Annotated in this window: 15 protein-coding genes; 10 read left to right on the top strand and 5 right to left on the bottom strand. The window is 55.7% G+C overall.

The window, feature by feature from the left end; genetic code table 11:
- Positions 1-20 precede the first annotated feature (20 nt).
- Together B3B59_RS20315 and fadE are read right to left on the bottom strand one after the other, a co-directional pair.
- Positions 21-791, bottom strand: coding sequence for an amidohydrolase (locus B3B59_RS20315; protein ID WP_207293046.1), 771 nt, complete (start codon positions 789-791; stop codon positions 21-23).
- A 108-nt stretch (positions 792-899) separates the two neighbouring features.
- On the bottom strand, positions 900-3,344 hold the full coding sequence (gene fadE, locus B3B59_RS20310) for an acyl-CoA dehydrogenase FadE (protein ID WP_040077039.1): 2,445 nt from the start codon (positions 3,342-3,344) through the stop codon (positions 900-902).
- A gap of 238 nt (positions 3,345-3,582) precedes the next feature.
- On the opposite strand from fadE, the gene lpcA reads away from it, so the two are divergent.
- Positions 3,583-4,161 carry a D-sedoheptulose 7-phosphate isomerase gene (lpcA, locus tag B3B59_RS20305; protein ID WP_040077038.1) on the top strand — a complete coding sequence of 193 codons (579 nt, stop codon included), beginning with the start codon at positions 3,583-3,585 and terminating at the stop codon, positions 4,159-4,161.
- Between the two features lie 46 nt (positions 4,162-4,207).
- The gene (locus B3B59_RS20300) at positions 4,208-4,975 is read left to right on the top strand and encodes a class II glutamine amidotransferase (RefSeq protein WP_040077037.1); all 768 of its coding nucleotides are present in this window, start codon (positions 4,208-4,210) and stop codon (positions 4,973-4,975) included.
- On the opposite strand, the gene dpaA is transcribed toward B3B59_RS20300, so the two are convergent.
- On the bottom strand, positions 4,946-5,686 hold the full coding sequence (gene dpaA / locus B3B59_RS20295) for a peptidoglycan meso-diaminopimelic acid protein amidase (protein WP_286809855.1): 741 nt from the start codon (positions 5,684-5,686) through the stop codon (positions 4,946-4,948). The genes B3B59_RS20300 and dpaA overlap by 30 nt on opposite strands.
- A gap of 423 nt (positions 5,687-6,109) precedes the next feature.
- On the opposite strand from dpaA, the gene B3B59_RS20290 reads away from it, so the two are divergent.
- From B3B59_RS20290 to nqrM, 7 genes are read left to right on the top strand one after another with little or no spacing between them, the layout of a single operon-like run.
- Positions 6,110-7,453: a Na(+)-translocating NADH-quinone reductase subunit A gene (locus B3B59_RS20290; RefSeq protein ID WP_046886729.1), complete on the top strand. Its 1,344-nt coding sequence runs from the start codon at positions 6,110-6,112 to the stop codon at positions 7,451-7,453.
- A gap of 3 nt (positions 7,454-7,456) precedes the next feature.
- Positions 7,457-8,695 carry an NADH:ubiquinone reductase (Na(+)-transporting) subunit B gene (locus B3B59_RS20285; protein ID WP_046886708.1) on the top strand — a complete coding sequence of 413 codons (1,239 nt, stop codon included), beginning with the start codon at positions 7,457-7,459 and terminating at the stop codon, positions 8,693-8,695.
- Complete coding sequence (locus tag B3B59_RS20280; protein WP_286809854.1) at positions 8,688-9,482, top strand: Na(+)-translocating NADH-quinone reductase subunit C; 795 nt, start codon at positions 8,688-8,690, stop codon at positions 9,480-9,482. The genes B3B59_RS20285 and B3B59_RS20280 overlap by 8 nt, the downstream gene beginning before the upstream one ends.
- The gene (locus B3B59_RS20275; RefSeq protein ID WP_032616678.1) at positions 9,475-10,113 is read left to right on the top strand and encodes an NADH:ubiquinone reductase (Na(+)-transporting) subunit D; all 639 of its coding nucleotides are present in this window, start codon (positions 9,475-9,477) and stop codon (positions 10,111-10,113) included. The genes B3B59_RS20280 and B3B59_RS20275 overlap by 8 nt, the downstream gene beginning before the upstream one ends.
- A 6-nt stretch (positions 10,114-10,119) precedes the next feature.
- Entirely contained in the window at positions 10,120-10,716 is a 597-nt protein-coding gene (nqrE, locus tag B3B59_RS20270; RefSeq protein ID WP_046886710.1) for an NADH:ubiquinone reductase (Na(+)-transporting) subunit E, read from the top strand.
- Between the two features lie 11 nt (positions 10,717-10,727).
- Entirely contained in the window at positions 10,728-11,951 is a 1,224-nt protein-coding gene (gene nqrF / locus B3B59_RS20265) for an NADH:ubiquinone reductase (Na(+)-transporting) subunit F (RefSeq protein WP_046886711.1), read from the top strand.
- A gap of 1 nt (position 11,952) precedes the next feature.
- Positions 11,953-12,165, top strand: a complete 213-nt coding sequence (gene nqrM / locus B3B59_RS20260) for a (Na+)-NQR maturation NqrM (protein ID WP_046886712.1) — start codon at positions 11,953-11,955, stop codon at positions 12,163-12,165.
- A gap of 34 nt (positions 12,166-12,199) precedes the next feature.
- Here nqrM and B3B59_RS20255 read toward each other — a convergent pair whose 3' ends face one another.
- Positions 12,200-13,045 (bottom strand): glycerophosphodiester phosphodiesterase family protein, encoded by an 846-nt coding sequence (locus B3B59_RS20255; protein WP_286809853.1) that lies wholly within the window; start codon positions 13,043-13,045, stop codon positions 12,200-12,202.
- Between the two features lie 157 nt (positions 13,046-13,202).
- Here B3B59_RS20255 and dinB point away from each other — a divergent pair, with 157 nt between their 5' ends.
- Positions 13,203-14,261: a DNA polymerase IV gene (dinB, locus tag B3B59_RS20250; RefSeq protein ID WP_046886714.1), complete on the top strand. Its 1,059-nt coding sequence runs from the start codon at positions 13,203-13,205 to the stop codon at positions 14,259-14,261.
- A 41-nt stretch (positions 14,262-14,302) separates the two neighbouring features.
- On the opposite strand, the gene pepD is transcribed toward dinB, so the two are convergent.
- Positions 14,303-15,760 (bottom strand): cytosol nonspecific dipeptidase, encoded by a 1,458-nt coding sequence (pepD, locus tag B3B59_RS20245; protein ID WP_207293051.1) that lies wholly within the window; start codon positions 15,758-15,760, stop codon positions 14,303-14,305.
- Positions 15,761-15,988 lie beyond the last annotated feature (228 nt).

The raw sequence follows: 15,988 nt of genomic DNA, 5'->3' as shown, positions 1-15,988 counted from the left end.
TGGGTCAGGGTGAGGGGAACTCACTCAATACGAAACGGATCCGCATCCTGCCAGGCAGGGAACTTCTCCCGATACTCCTTTAACGCCGTCAGTGAGAGCTCAGCGTCAATGCGCGTCGCCTGATGTGGCTCGGCAGTGGCAATGATCTCGCCTTGCGGGCTCACCACCCGGCTATCACCACGATAATGGTGACCATTGCCGTCGGTGCCTACCCGGTTACATCCCGCGACCCAGGCCTGGTTTTCAATGGCTCGCGCGGTCAGCAGAGCTTGCCAGTGCAGCGAGCGCGGAGCGGGCCAGTTGGCAACATACAGCGCAAGGTCATAATCGTCGCGGTTACGTGACCAGACCGGGAAGCGCAGGTCGTAACAGACCAGCGGCAGAATACGCCAGCCGCGCCACTCAAACACCACGCGCACATTACCCGCCTCGTAATGCTGATGCTCATCGGCCATTCTGAAGAGGTGGCGCTTGTCGTAGAAATGCACCTTACCTTCAGGCTCCACCAGCAGGAAGCGGTTCACCGGGCCACGTTCAGTTTGCAGGGCAGCGCTGCCTGCGATCAACGCGTTGGCTTGCTGTGCCTTTGCCTGCATCCAGGCCACGACCTCTTCCTGTGCCAGCGATTTTGTCGCGGCTTCCATGGCAAAGCCGGTAGTAAACATCTCCGGCAACACAATGATATCGCGACCGGAAATCGCCTCCAGCTGACGATCAAAATGACGCAGGTTGGCAGGGCCATCCATCCAGACTAAGGGTTGTTGTAACAGCGTAATTTTCAAACCAGGCACAGTTAAGACTCCTCACAGGACCGCATCAAAACACTGTAGCACGAGGCCCGGCGAAATGGGGGCAATAAAAAACCCCGCACGGGGCGGGGTTTGTCGGTCCGATTTGGCTTACGCCGCTTCAGGCTTGCGGACCTTCTCCGGCAGCTTTACCGGCTGGGTCGCCAGCTCTTCAGCATCGAAATCATCAACATTGATACTGCGCAGACGACTCTCTTCCGCTTTCACCAGCACAGCCGCTTCATCCGGGGTGATGATCCCACCCGCCATCGCCTGCTGAGCCAGTTCATCCAGACGGGTAAACGGCAGGTTTTTGCCCAGCTGTTTACAGATTTTCTGGTGAATCGGGTCGGCCGCCATGACATCCAGCAGCGCCTGTTCCAGCAGACCGACCGGGTTATGCTCCGTCGGGGCCAGATACTGACCGCGGCCGATACGGGAGCGGGTTGCGCTCGGTATTTGCAGGATCTTCGCCACTTTGTGATCCAGCTTATCGCTCGGCGCCAGGTAGTGACGTCCGGTCGGGAAGATCACCACGCGCAGGGCACCGGCCACAAAACGGTTCGGGAAGTTCGCCAGCAGATCATCAATGGCCTGTTCTGCCTGATAAAGCGCATCCTGTACGCCCCAGTGCACCAGCGGCAGATCCGCTTCATGACGGCCTTCATCGTCGTAGCGTTTCAGTACCGCCGAGGCGAGGAAGATCTGGCTCAGCACATCGCCCAGACGGGCTGAGATGCGTTCACGACGCTTCAGGCTTCCGCCCAGCACGGCCATGGAGACGTCCGAGAGCAGCGCCAGGTTAGCACTCAGGCGGTTAAGGTGCTGGTAGTAACGTTTAGTGGCATCGCCGGTTGGGGTGGCACTGGTGAGACCGCGCGTCAGACCCAGCCAGAAGCTACGCATTTCGTTGCTTCCCACGTGACCAATATGTTTAAAGAAGAGCTTATCGAACGCGTCGAGATCGTTGTTCTGCGCCGCCGCCATCTCTTCCAGCACATAAGGATGGCAACGAATCGCCCCCTGGCCGAAGATCATCATGCTACGGGTCAGAATGTTTGCCCCTTCTACGGTGATGGCAATAGGCGCACCCTGATAGCCTCGCGCCAGGAAGTTGCCTTCGCCGAGCATAATGCCTTTACCGCCTGCGATATCCATCGCATCAATAATCGACTGCTGCGCACGGTGGGTACAGTGATACTTCACAATCGCCGACAGCACCGCCGGTTTTTCGCCGAGCATGATGCCGTAGGTAATTAATGATGCCGCGGCGTCCATCACGTAGGCATTGCCTGCGATACGCGCCAGAGGCTCTTCGATCCCTTCCATCTTGCCGATGGCAATTTTGAACTGACGGCGGATATGCGCATAAGCACCAATCCCCATCGCCACCGATTTCAGGCCACCGGTAGAGTTCGACGGCAAGGTAATACCACGCCCGACCGACAGACACTCCACCAGCATACGCCAGCCCTGACCGGCCATTTTCGGACCGCCAATAATGTAATCAATTGGTACAAAGATATCCTGCCCGCGCGTCGGCCCGTTCTGGAACGGCACGTTCAGCGGGAAGTGGCGGCGGCCAATTTCAACGCCAGGCGTGGAGGTCGGGATCAGCGCACAGGTAATGCCCAGCTCTTCATCACCGCCCAGCAGTTTGTCCGGGTCAGAGAGTTTAAAGGCCAGCCCCAGCACGGTGGCGATAGGTGCCAGCGTGATGTAGCGCTTGTTCCAGGTCAGGCGCATACCTAGCACCTGCTCACCCTGCCACTCACCCATGCAGACCACGCCGGTATCCGGAATGGCGCCCGCATCGGAGCCCGCTTCCGGACTGGTCAATGCGAAGCAAGGGATCTCCTGGCCACGGGCCAGTCGCGGCAGATAGTGATTTTTCTGCTCTTCCGTACCGTAATGTTGCAGCAGCTCACCCGGGCCTAATGAGTTAGGTACCCCGACGGTGATCGCCAGGATGCCCGAAACCCCGGCCAACTTTTGCAGCACGCGGGCTTGCGCGTAAGCCGAGAACTCCAGGCCGCCGTACTCTTTTTTGATGATCATCGCGAAGAAGCGATGTTCTTTCAGATATGCCCAAAGCTCAGGCGGTAAATCGGCCATCTCATGGGTGATAGCAAAGTCGTTTGCCATGCGGCACGCTTCTTCTACCGGGCCATCGATAAAGGCCTGCTCTTCTGCGGTCAGACGCGGCTGAGGATAGTTGTGCAGTTTTTTCCAGTCCGGCTTGCCCTGGAAGAGGTCACCTTCCCACCAGGTGGTGCCGGCGTCGATTGCCTCTTTCTCTGTACGGGACATCGGCGGCATCACTTTACGGAAACCGCGGAATACCGGGGCAGAGATCATCGACTTACGCATCGACGGTAAATTGAACGGCAACAGGATGATGGCCAGCGGCAGTACCACCCAGATATTCCACAGGCCAGCTAACCCCAGCGCTGCGGTCCATGCCAGTAAAATCAGGCTGCTCAGCAGCAAATTGACGCGGTGATAAAAGAGCGCACCGATCAGAACAACGGTTGCGATAAGACTCAAAATCATCATAAAGAAAAGCTCCCTTGCTTGTAGGAGGTCTGACCACTTGTGATGATATGGTTGTAGTGGATGTCACTTCTTTTAGCAATGTGTTTACAAAGTAATTACAACCTGGTTCACATTGTTCATGTTTTACCCGGCACAAAAAATCAAAACCGCCGACGAATCGTGTGGCTTTAGCTTCTCGCTTTTCGCGCTATCCGTTACACTCGCACTGTTATTTCATCAATACTGAAGGATTATCCTCATGTACCAGGATCTTATTCGTAACGAACTGAACGAAGCGGCGGAAACGCTGGCCAACTTTCTGAAAGATGAAGCCAATATCCACGCTATTCAGCGCGCGGCGGTCCTGCTTGCCGACAGCTTTAAAGACGGCGGTAAGGTGCTCTCTTGCGGCAACGGTGGCTCACATTGTGACGCCATGCACTTCGCCGAAGAGCTGACCGGTCGTTATCGTGAAAACCGTCCGGGCTACCCGGCGATTGCGATCTCCGACGTGAGCCACATCTCCTGCGTGAGCAACGACTTTGGTTACGACTATGTCTTCTCTCGCTATGTTGAAGCGGTGGGGCGTGAAGGGGATGTTCTGTTGGGCATTTCCACGTCTGGTAACTCCGGTAACATCATCAAAGCGATTGAAGCGGCCCGGGCGAAAGGGATGAAAGTCATCACCCTGACCGGTAAAGATGGCGGCAAAATGGCCGGCACGGCGGACATCGAGATCCGCGTTCCTCACTTTGGCTATGCTGACCGCATCCAGGAAATTCACATTAAAGTGATTCATATCCTGATTCAGTTGATCGAAAAAGAGATGGTTAAGTAAATCTTCGCCGGGGGCATCATTGTCCCCGCTGTTGTGGAGGTCATGTATGTGCGAACTGCTCGGGATGAGCGCCAATGTGCCAACCGATATCTGCTTTAGTTTTACCGGGCTGGTGCAGCGCGGAGGAGGGACCGGGCCGCATAAAGACGGCTGGGGTATTACCTTCTATGAAGGCAAAGGCTGTCGCACCTTCAAGGATCCACAACCCAGCTTTAACTCACCTATAGCCCGTCTGGTGCAGGATTATCCGATAAAATCCTGCTCAGTGATTGCCCACATTCGCCAGGCAAATCGCGGCGAAGTGGCGCTGGAAAATACCCACCCCTTTACCCGCGAGCTCTGGGGACGTAACTGGACTTACGCGCATAACGGGCAACTGTCGGGCTATAAATCGCTGGAAACCGGCAACTTCCGCCCGGTGGGCGAAACCGACAGCGAAAAGGCTTTTTGCTGGTTGTTGCACAAACTGACCGAGCGCTACCCGCGCACGCCAGGCAATATGACCGCGGTATTCAAATACATCGCCTCGCTGGCCACCGAGCTACGTGAGAAAGGGGTATTTAATATGCTGCTGTCGGACGGGCGTTACGTCATGGCGTTTTGCTCTACCAACCTCTTCTGGATCACCCGTCGGGCGCCGTTCGGTGTGGCAAAGCTGCTGGATCAGGATGTGGAAATTGATTTTCAGACCGAGACCACACCCAACGATGTGGTCACGGTGATCGCCACTCAGCCGCTGACGGGCAATGAGTCCTGGCAAAAGATCATGCCAGGAGAGTGGGTCTTATTTTGCCTCGGGGACCGCGTAGTTTGACGCCAGCTGTGGATGAACCACTTCGTGGCTAAGCGGCTTGCTGACCACATAGCGGCCATCCACGACTGATACGGTCGGCGGCTTAAGCGTTTGCTGGAAGTAGTCATAGCCCGGTTTGAGCTGTTTCCAGAAATCGGCGTAATAAGAGTATTTATGACGCTGCATATTGGCATCGGTCATGCGGAACGGATAGATACTCACCTGAACGCCAGGCTGGCCAAACACCAGTGCGCCGGTCACAAACTGGAAGATCTCATCAATTCCGCTGTCGGTCATGGCGTAGCAGCCAACTGAGACGCAGGCACCGTGGATCATCAGGTATTTGCCGTCATAACCATGCGCACGGTCGTACTGATTCGGGAAGCCGATATTGATCGCTTTATAGAAGCGGCTATCGGGTTTGAGCTGGCTGCGCTGCACGGTATAGAACCCTTCCGGACTCTTAAAATCGCCCTGACGCTGTTTCGGGCCAAGACCGCCGGAATAGTTACAGATTTTGTAGCTATCGAGCAGCTGATACGTCTCACCCATCTTCACGTAAAGATCGAGCGTCCGCTCCTCTTTAAAAATCTGGATATAGACAGGGGACCCCATCAACTGCTGCTTATACTCTTTGCTGACCGGCGTTGTCGAGCTATCGCTGCTGAGCAGCCCGGCAAATGACACGCACGGAATCAGAAGCATCGCAATGAACAATGCGATTTTGCGCATACTACATGTTCCTTGATAAAACTAAACCAACTTGCCAGGACGGCAAAAGAGACCCGAAATCAGATTTATCTGCATTTAGGAGCGCTCACATTAGCACCACTGGAGTTTTTCGCAAGATCCAGGGCGCGGGTTTACAAAATAGTTTTACGTTATATCCCATCTCGTCTGCGATGGCTGTGAGAACTTTGCGCATTAGCTCGCATTTTAGTGCCCGGGACGCCGCAATTCCTGCCGCCTGAACCAGGGAAATGGTACACTTCGGCAGCCTTAAGACCGAAGGATTAGAAAGGATGCTTTTCTCAGGAGTTGGCTCAACTCCGCCGCTTATCCGGGTGCCTCAACCCTTCCTTTCTTCCTGTGTATCGATTATTGACCCGTCTGGCTTGTTGGCCGGTCAGGTCGTTTATGGGTATTTCTAACACTATGATAAGAATCAAAAAAGGACTTGATTTGCCGATCTCCGGCATTCCAGTGCAGCAGATCTCTCCAGGCTCGCGCCCGCATCATGTCGCTGTTCTGGGGGATGACTACGTGGGGATGCGGCCTGCCATGCTGGTACAGGAGGGGGACAGCGTTGTAAAAGGACAGGCGCTGTTCGAAGATAAAAAGAACCCGGGCGTGCTCTTTACCGCCCCGGCCAGCGGCACCGTGGTGGCTATTCATCGCGGCGAGCGGCGTGTTCTGCAATCGGTGGTGATTCGCATTGAGGGCGACAGCCAGCGTGAGTTCGCCCACTACCCGCTCGCTGAGCTGCCAACGCTCAGTCGTTCGGCAGTGCAAGCGCAACTGTTGGCTTCTGGTCTCTGGACGGCGCTACGCACGCGTCCTTACAGTAAAACGCCGGTTCCCGATACGGTCCCGGCAGCCATTTTCGTGACCGCTATCGACACCCATCCCCTGAGCGCTGACCCGCAGCCGATTATTTTGGCCCAGCGTCAGGACTTTGATGCCGGGCTAACGGTACTGACGCGTCTGACCGACGGGCGGGTACATGTCTGCCAGGCCAGCGGCGGGAAGCTGGGCGGTCATGCACAGGGGCAAGTGACCTTTAATGCGTTTGCTGGCCCGCATCCGGCCGGGCTGGTAGGTACGCATATCCATTTCCTTGAGCCGGTGAGCCTGACAAAACAGGTCTGGCATCTCAATTATCAGGATGTCATCGCCATCGGTAAGCTCTTTACCACCGGGGTGCTCTCCAGTGAACGCGTGATCGCGCTTGGCGGCCCACAGCTGAAAACGCCGCGACTGGTGCGTACCGAACTGGGTGCCGATCTTAACGAACTGCTGGCCCAGGAGACCCTGGATGGGGAAAACCGTCACATCTCCGGTTCGGTGCTGAGCGGCAGGCATGCCACAGGTGCGCAGGCATACCTCGGGCGTTTTCATCTGCAGGTCAGCGTCGTGCTGGAAGGGCGTGAAAAAGAGCTTTTCGGTTGGGTGATGCCGGGCGCGGAGAAGCATTCCGTCACCCGCACCACCCTCGGCCATTTCCTGCGTAAAAAGCTGTTTAATTTCTCGACGTCCACCCATGGTGGCGAACGTGCCATGGTTCCCATCGGCAACTACGAGCGGGTAATGCCGCTCGATATTTTGCCCACTCTGCTCCTGCGCGATTTGCTGGCCGGTGATACCGACGGCGCACAGGCGCTGGGCTGCCTGGAGCTGGATGAAGAAGATCTGGCGCTCTGCACCTACGTTTGCCCAGGAAAATACGAATATGGACCGGTGTTGCGCGAGGTATTAACCCGCATTGAGCAGGAAGGATAACCGATGGGCCTGAAACATCTCATTGAAAAACTGGAGCCGCACTTTACGCATGGCGGCAAACTGGAAAAGTATTACCCGCTGTTTGAAGCGACCACAACGGTGTTTTACACCCCGGGTCAGGTGACGAAGGGGGCTGCGCACGTACGCGATGCCATCGATCTCAAAAGGATGATGATCCTCGTCTGGTTTGCCGTCTTCCCTGCGATGTTCTGGGGCATGTACAACGTGGGCCTGCAAACCATCCCGGCGTTGCACCATCTGTACGACGCCCAGCAACTCCAGCAGGTTATTCAGGGCGACTGGCACTACCGCGTGGCGCAGATGCTCGGCGTGAGCTTTGCTGCCGATGCTGGCTGGATAAGCATGATGACCCTGGGGGCCGTCTACTTCCTGCCTGTTTATATGACGGTTTTCCTGGTCGGTGGCTTCTGGGAAGTGCTGTTTGCCATCGTGCGTAAGCACGAGATTAACGAGGGATTCTTCGTCACCTCAATTCTGTTTGCCCTGATTGTGCCCCCCACGCTTCCTTTGTGGCAGGCGGCGATGGGCATCAGTTTTGGCGTGGTGATGGCGAAAGAACTCTTCGGCGGCACCGGACGTAACTTCCTCAATCCGGCCCTGGCCGGCCGTGCTTTTCTCTTCTTTGCCTATCCGGCCCAAATTTCTGGCGACCTGGTCTGGACGGCGGCTGACGGCTTCTCGGGCGCAACGCCGCTTTCGCAGTGGGCGGCACACGGCGGTGAGACGCTGGTCAATAACGCCACCGGCCAGCCCGTTAGTTGGTTTGATGCCTTCATCGGCACCATTCCGGGGTCGATAGGTGAGGTATCAACGCTGATGATCCTGATTGGCGGTGCCATCATTCTGTTTGGTCGCGTCGCCTCCTGGCGCATCGTGGCCGGGGTCATGATCGGCATGATTGCCATCGCCTCGCTCTTTAACCTGATAGGTTCCGACACCAACCCGATGTTCTCTATGCCATGGTACTGGCACCTGGTACTGGGCGGTTTTGCCTTCGGCATGATGTTTATGGCAACCGATCCGGTCTCGGCTTCATTTACCGACAAAGGGAAGTGGTGCTACGGCATCCTGATCGGTGCCATGTGCGTGTTGATCCGCGTGGTCAACCCGGCTTATCCGGAAGGGATGATGCTGGCGATCCTGTTTGCCAACCTGTTCGCGCCGCTGTTCGACTACCTGGTGGCGCAGGCCAACATCAGACGGAGGAAGGCACGTGGCTGAGAACAAAAATAACGATAGCATCGGCAAGACCTTGATAGTGGTGCTGGTGCTGTGCCTGGTGTGCTCCATTGTGGTGGCGGGCTCTGCCGTAGGGCTGAAGTCGCGCCAGCAGGAGCAGCGAGCCCTGGACAAACAGCGCAATATCCTGGCGGTAACGGGACTCATGCAGGGTGAGATGAGCGCTGAAGAGGTCGCACAGACCTTTGCCGAGCGTATCACGCCGAAGCTGGTGGAGCTAAAAACCGGCGCGATACTCGACAAGGATCCAAACAGCTATAACCAGGGGCTGGCGCTAAAGGATCCCAAAATGAGTACGGTACTGGAGGCCAGCGAAGATCCGGCGGGTATTAAGCGTCGCAGCAACGTTGCTGAAATCTATCTGGTGCGCGATGAACAACAACGTGTGCAGCAGCTGGTTCTGCCGGTCTATGGCAACGGCCTGTGGTCAATGATGTATGCCTTTGTGGCCCTTGATACCGATGGTCGCACCGTTAAAGGCATCACCTGGTACGACCAGGGAGAAACCCCGGGGCTGGGCGGTGAAGTCGAAAACCCGGGCTGGCGTGCGCAATTTATTGGCAAAAAAGTGCTGGACGATAACGGGCAGCCGGCGCTGAAAGTGATGAAAGGCGCTGCGCGGCAAGGCGACGAGTACGCGGTAGATGGCCTTTCTGGCGCCACGCTCACCTCGAACGGCGTACAACACAGTTTCGATTTCTGGATGGGCGAACTGGGTTTTGGGCCCTTTCTTAAAAAAGTACGTGAAGGAGAGCTGAATCATGGCTGACGCGGGCGAGCTGAAAGAAGTCAAACGGGTTTTGATTGGGCCGTTGATTGCCAATAACCCTATCACCCTGCAGGTGCTGGGGGTCTGCTCGGCGCTGGCGGTGACCACAAAACTGGAAACGGCGGTAGTCATGACTCTGGCGGTGACGCTGGTGACGGCGTTCTCCAGCATGTTTATCTCGATGATTCGCCACCATATCCCCAACAGCGTACGCATTATTGTGCAGATGGCGATCATCGCCTCGCTGGTGATCGTGGTGGATCAACTGTTACGCGCCTTCGCCTATGAAACCTCGAAACAGCTGTCGGTGTTTGTCGGCTTGATCATCACCAACTGTATTGTGATGGGCCGGGCTGAAGCCTACGCCATGAAAATGCCGCCGTTGGCAAGCTTTATGGATGGCATTGGCAACGGCCTCGGTTACGGGGTGATTCTGCTGACCGTGGGCTTCCTGCGAGAGCTGATTGGCAGCGGAAAACTGTTTGGGATTACGGTACTGGATACCGTGCAAAACGGTGGCTGGTACCTGCCGAATGGCCTGTTTTTGCTGGCACCAAGTGCCTTCTTCATTATCGGTTTGTTGATCTGGGCGGTGAGAACCTGGCGCCCGGAGCAGCAGGAAAAGGAGTAACCGACAATGGCTCATTACCTTAGTTTGTTTGTGCGCGCGGTGTTTGTCGAAAACATGGCGCTCGCGTTCTTCCTCGGGATGTGTACTTTTCTTGCCGTCTCCAAAAAGGTATCGACCGCGTTTGGTCTTGGCGTGGCCGTGACGGTGGTGCTGGGGTTGTCGGTCCCGATTAACAATCTGGTCTTCAACCTGGTGCTGCGCGACGGTGCGCTGGTGGAAGGGGTGGATCTCAGCTTCCTTAACTTCATTACCTTTATTGGCGTGATTGCTGCGCTGGTGCAGATTCTGGAGATGATCCTCGATAAATACTTTCCATCCCTTTACAACGCGCTGGGGATCTTCCTGCCGTTGATTGCGGTGAACTGCGCCATCTTTGGCGGGGTGTCATTTATGGTTCAGCGTGATTACAACTTCACCGAGTCGGTCGTGTACGGATTTGGCTCGGGTATTGGCTGGATGCTGGCGATTGTCACCATGGCAGGGATCCGCGAAAAAATGAAATACGCTAACGTGCCGGCCGGTCTGCGCGGCTTAGGGATCACCTTTATCACCACCGGTTTAATGGCGCTGGGCTTTATGTCCTTCTCCGGTGTGCAGCTATAAGGGCTTAATAAATGGAAATTATTCTTGGCGTCGTGATGTTTACGCTCATCGTTCTGATGCTGTCCGGGTTGATTCTGGTGGCGCGTGCGAAGCTGGTTAATGCCGGTGATGTCACGATCGATATTAACGATGAAGCGGACAAACAGATTCGCACCGCGGCGGGTGATAAGCTGCTCAATACGCTCTCCGGCAACGGCATTTTTGTCTCCTCCGCCTGCGGCGGCGGCGGCTCCTGCGGACAGTGCCGGGTTGTCGTGAAAGAGGGGGGCGGTGATATCCTCCCCACCGAGCTTGCGCATATCAGTAAGCGCGAGGCGAAAGAGGGATGTCGTCTGGCCTGCCAGGTGGCGGTGCGCCAGAACATGAAAATCGAACTGCCTGAAGAGATTTTCGGCGTTAAGAAGTGGCAGTGTGAAGTGATCTCCAACGATAACAAAGCCACCTTTATCAAGGAGCTGAAGCTGCGGGTACCGGAAGGCGAAGATGTTCCCTTCCGTGCAGGGGGCTATATTCAAATCGAATGTCCCGAACACACCGTGGCTTACGCCGATTTTGATGTGCCTGACGAGTACCGTGCGGACTGGGATAAATTTAATCTTTTCCGCTTCGTCTCTGACGTCAAAGAGCCCACGCTGCGGGCGTACTCTATGGCCAACTATCCGGACGAGAAGGGCATCATCATGCTTAATGTGCGTATCGCCACGCCGCCCCCGGGCGTGCCTGATGCGCCGCCGGGAATTATGTCCTCCTATATCTGGTCGCTGAAAGCGGGCGATAAGGTCACGATTTCCGGGCCGTTTGGCGAGTTCTTTGCCAAAGAGAGCGAGGCCGAAATGGTCTTTATCGGCGGCGGTGCTGGCATGGCGCCGATGCGCTCACATATCTTCGATCAGCTAAAGCGTCTTGGCAGTAAGCGTAAAATCAGTTTCTGGTACGGTGCCCGTTCGCGGCGTGAGATGTTCTACGATGACGAGTTTGAACAGCTGGCGCGAGAAAATCCTAACTTCAGCTTCCACGTTGCGCTCTCCGATCCGCAGCCGGAAGATAATTGGACGGGCTATACTGGCTTCATTCACAACGTGCTGTATGAGAACTACCTCAAGAACCATGCCGCGCCGGAAGACTGCGAGTTCTACATGTGCGGTCCACCGGTGATGAACGCGGCGGTTATCAGGATGCTGAAAGATCTTGGCGTGGAGGATGAGAACATCATGCTGGACGACTTCGGAGGCTGATATGTTTGTTTTTATCGCCACCTTTGCGGTATTTGTGCTGGTTATCTTTGCCATGTCGCTCGGCTGGATCATCAAGCGTAAAAGCCTGCAGGGCAGCTGCGGTGGGATCTCCTCCCTGGGCATGGAGAAAGTGTGCGACTGCCCTGAACCGTGCGATGCGCGGAAAAAACGGATGGAACGTGATGCCCGGCGTCAGCAGGGCAGAATACTCTAAAATCATCAGGCCGCGCTCGCGGCCTGATTAACGATTAATGCCACTGGCTGGCCTGCGCAGGGGAATCGACCACGACACCGTCGGCACCCAGCATTTTTGCAGTCTGGAAATCTTTGCTGGCGTTGATGCCCAGTAAAATAATGTGCGCATTCCCCTGCGAACGGAAACAGGTCATCGCCTCTTTGTCCCACGTCAGCGTCGCCGGCGAAATGCTTTCGCCAAGCGTGAATTTTTCGACTATCTCAACCTTACGGTTAAGCTCCAGGCCATACCAGTATTCATCCATGGTTTTGGCTGGGGCATCGCACAGATGATTCAGCGAAATGTTTGCAAGACGAGTCCGGGTTTCACTGCGGGTCACAAAGCGCGGTACCGTAGGCGGCAATGCGTCCAGGTAACGATCTTCCGTGGAATAAACGCGAACCCGCTGTAAGCTATTCGTCTCTTGCAGGGTGGCCGTCAGCTGTTTCGCCATCTCCTCCGGCGCCGCATCCGGCGATTTAATATCAATAAAGAACCGGGTCTCTGGCCACTGTTCCAGTACGGCTTTTAGCGTCGGGATGGTGGCATTTGCAATCGTCTCTTTCCATTTGGTAGCGGCATTAAAGGTCGTAAGCTCGGCAGCGGTGTAGGCAGAAACTTTTCCCTTCATTGACGTTAACGCCTGCAGGTCGCTGGGACGATAAAGCACCGGCACGCCGTCACGGCTAAGCTGTAAGGTTATCCAGATGGCCTGAGCCTGATTTTGCAGCGCCAGCTTAATGGCCGGCAGGGTATTTTCTGGCGCGTCGCCCGTGCCGCCACGATGCGCAATGATTTCTGGGCTGGCCCAGAGCGAGGTGCTGAGAAACAGCAGCGAGGCGGCAATCCGTTTGTTCATGAAACGATCTCCAGAGATTTTTTAAAATAATGAATTATAAGGTTTTTATAGGGTTCTCTTTTTAACATAGCCGTATGACGGTAATGAGACGCTAAAACGGCTGTCGCATTAAATGTTGTTTGTTATACTGTATGCAATTACAGGTATGGTGAATGGAATGCGCAAAATCATTCATGTCGATATGGACTGCTTTTTTGCTGCGGTAGAGATGCGGGACAATCCGGCGCTGCGGGATATTCCCATTGCTATCGGCGGCAGCCGCGTAAAGCGGGGCGTCATCAGCACGGCAAACTACCCGGCGCGCAAATTTGGCGTGCGCAGCGCCATGCCTACGGCGATGGCCCTGAAGCTATGCCCCCACTTAACCCTGTTGCCGGGTCGCTTTGAGGCCTACAAAGAAGCGTCGCTGCATATTCGCGATATCTTCTCCCGCTACACCTCTCTCATAGAGCCCCTGTCGCTTGACGAAGCCTATCTCGACGTTACGGAAAGCCTGCATTGCCACGGCTCGGCAACGTTGATGGCGCAGGAGATTCGCCAAACCATCTCCAACGAACTCAACCTCACCGCCTCGGCGGGGGTGGCGCCGGTAAAATTCCTGGCCAAGATCGCGTCCGATCTTAATAAGCCCAACGGTCAGTATGTGATCACGCCCGATGACGTCCCGGCGTTCTTAAAAACCCTGTCGCTCAGTAAAATCCCCGGGGTGGGCAAAGTCTCTGCGGCAAAGCTGGAGAGCATGGGGCTTCGCACCTGCGAAGATGTGCAAAATAGCGATCTTGCTATGCTCCTTAAGCGGTTCGGTAAATTTGGCCGGGTGTTGTGGGAGCGAAGCCAGGGGATTGACGATCGCGACGTCAACAGCGAGCGGCTGCGAAAATCGGTTGGTGTGGAGCGCACCTTGATTGATGACATTCATGACTGGGCGGAGTGTGAAAAAATCATTACCGAACAGCTCTATCCCGAGCTAGAGCGGCGACTGGCGAAAGTGAAGCCAGACCTGTTGATTGCCCGTCAGGGGGTCAAACTTAAATTTAACGATTTTCAGCAGACGACCCAGGAGCACGTCTGGCCGCGTCTCAACAAAGACGACCTTGTCGCCACCGCGAAGAAAACTTGGGCAGAGCGTCGGGCAGGGCGGGGCGTACGGCTGGTGGGTTTACACGTCACGCTATTGGATCCGCAATTAGAGCGGCAGCTGTTGCTGGGGTTATAAAAAAGCCCGGCGGAGCCGGGCTTGATGGCTAGCAGAAATGCTTACTTCGCCGGGATGGCTTTCAGCAGTTCTGTCAGCAGGGTCCAGTAGTGGCCCACGCTTTCAATATGAACTTGCTCGTCTGGCGAGTGCGGACCCGTAATGGTTGGGCCGATAGACACCATGTCCATATCCGGGTACGGTTTTTTAAACAGACCGCACTCCAGACCGGCGTGAATCACCTGAATGTTCGGGGTGCTGTTGAACAGACGCTGGTAGGTTTCACGAACCAGGGCCATTACCGGCGAGCTTGCGTCCGGCTGCCAGCCTGGATAGCTGCCTTTTGCGGATGTTTTCGCTCCGGCCAGGGCGCCCAGCGACTCCAGCATACTCACAACGTACTCTTTACCGCTGTCGATAAGTGAACGGATCAGGCAGATGATTTCTGCGCTGTCGTCGCTCATGGTCACCACGCCCACGTTCAGGGAGGTTTCCACCACCCCTTTCGCGACGTCGGAGTTACGGATCACGCCGTTTGGTGTGGCATTCAGCAACTGAACAAAGGCGTCACGGGATGCGGTAGTCAGCGCCGCTTTGTCGCTGGAGACGGCTTCGAGCACCACGGTCAGGTTCTTCTCTTTCACCGAGAGTTCGTTTTTCAGGATATCCAGATAAACGTTCGCCAGGTTTTTCAGCGCGTCGGCTTTGTCAGCCGCAACGGCGACGGTGGCGAAGGCTTCGCGCGGGATGGCGTTACGCAGGGTGCCGCCATTGAAATCGACAAGGCGCAGATCCAGTTCGGCCGCGTGGCCTGCCAGGAAGCGTGCCAGCAGTTTGTTCGCATTGCCCAGGCCCAGGTGAATATCGCCGCCGGAGTGGCCACCTTTCAGCCCTTTCAGGGTCAGCTTAAAGGTCTGGAAATTGGCGGGTACCGCTTCACGGGTCAGCGGCAGGGTGGCGATGAAATCGATACCGCCAGCGCAACCCATGTAGATCTCACCCTCTTCTTCGGAGTCAGTGTTGATCAGGATATCTGCCTGCAGCCAGTTCGCCTGCAGACCAAATGCGCCGTCCATACCCGCTTCTTCCGTCATGGTCAGCAACACTTCCAGCGGGCCATGCTCAACGCTGTCATCAGCCAGTACGGCCAGGGCAGAGGCCATGCCGATACCGTTATCCGCGCCCAGCGTGGTGCCGCGCGCTTTAACCCACTCGCCGTCGATGTACGGCTGAATCGGATCTTTAGTGAAGTCGTGAACGGTGTCGTTGTTTTTCTGTGGAACCATGTCCAGGTGCGCTTGCAGTACTACTGCTTTGCGGTTTTCCATGCCTTTAGTGGCAGGTTTACGGATCAGAATGTTACCAACCTGGTCGCGCTCGGCGTGCAGCCCTTTTTCCTTCGCCCAGCCCATGATGTGTTCGGCAAGCTGTTCTTCGTGATAGGAAGGGTGAGGAATGGAGCAGATTTTGGCAAAAATATCCCACAGCGGTTGTGGAGATAGTTGAGACAGTTCAGACACTATGAGTCTCCTTGTCGATATCCTGCAACAGGGATGCAGGACACGGGGTTAGCAGGTTTAGAGTCACCACAAGTCAGACTTGCGAGATGCGGTTGAGAATACCACTTTCTCTGGCAACGCATAGTATTAAGCATGCAAAAACTCCACCCCATGCCGCTTAACACTGGTTTTTAGTGCGTCAGATCTCTATAATCTCGCGCAACCTGGTTCACCCCTCATTTTTTTAAG

The organism is Leclercia sp. UBA2479 (assembly GCF_002341985.1).
GTDB lineage: Bacteria > Pseudomonadota > Gammaproteobacteria > Enterobacterales > Enterobacteriaceae > Enterobacter > Enterobacter pneumoniae.
Note: the sequence above shows the minus strand (reverse complement) of the source record. Positions and strands in the feature narration are given on the sequence as shown.

Excerpts from the sequence above, each read along its gene's own strand:
- B3B59_RS20275 (WP_032616678.1), top strand. The coding sequence starts at position 9,475 with ATGGCTGACGCGGGCGAGCTGAAAGAAGTCAAACGGGTTTTGATTGGG.
- fadE (WP_040077039.1), bottom strand. The coding sequence starts at position 3,344 with ATGATGATTTTGAGTCTTATCGCAACCGTTGTTCTGATCGGTGCGCTC.
- nqrE (WP_046886710.1), top strand. The coding sequence starts at position 10,120 with ATGGCTCATTACCTTAGTTTGTTTGTGCGCGCGGTGTTTGTCGAAAAC.
- B3B59_RS20255 (WP_286809853.1), bottom strand. The coding sequence starts at position 13,045 with ATGAACAAACGGATTGCCGCCTCGCTGCTGTTTCTCAGCACCTCGCTC.
- dinB (WP_046886714.1), top strand. The coding sequence starts at position 13,203 with ATGCGCAAAATCATTCATGTCGATATGGACTGCTTTTTTGCTGCGGTA.
- dpaA (WP_286809855.1), bottom strand. The coding sequence starts at position 5,686 with ATGCGCAAAATCGCATTGTTCATTGCGATGCTTCTGATTCCGTGCGTG.
- B3B59_RS20290 (WP_046886729.1), top strand. The coding sequence starts at position 6,110 with ATGATAAGAATCAAAAAAGGACTTGATTTGCCGATCTCCGGCATTCCA.
- nqrM (WP_046886712.1), top strand. The coding sequence starts at position 11,953 with ATGTTTGTTTTTATCGCCACCTTTGCGGTATTTGTGCTGGTTATCTTT.
- lpcA (WP_040077038.1), top strand. The coding sequence starts at position 3,583 with ATGTACCAGGATCTTATTCGTAACGAACTGAACGAAGCGGCGGAAACG.
- nqrF (WP_046886711.1), top strand. The coding sequence starts at position 10,728 with ATGGAAATTATTCTTGGCGTCGTGATGTTTACGCTCATCGTTCTGATG.
- B3B59_RS20300 (WP_040077037.1), top strand. The coding sequence starts at position 4,208 with ATGTGCGAACTGCTCGGGATGAGCGCCAATGTGCCAACCGATATCTGC.
- B3B59_RS20285 (WP_046886708.1), top strand. The coding sequence starts at position 7,457 with ATGGGCCTGAAACATCTCATTGAAAAACTGGAGCCGCACTTTACGCAT.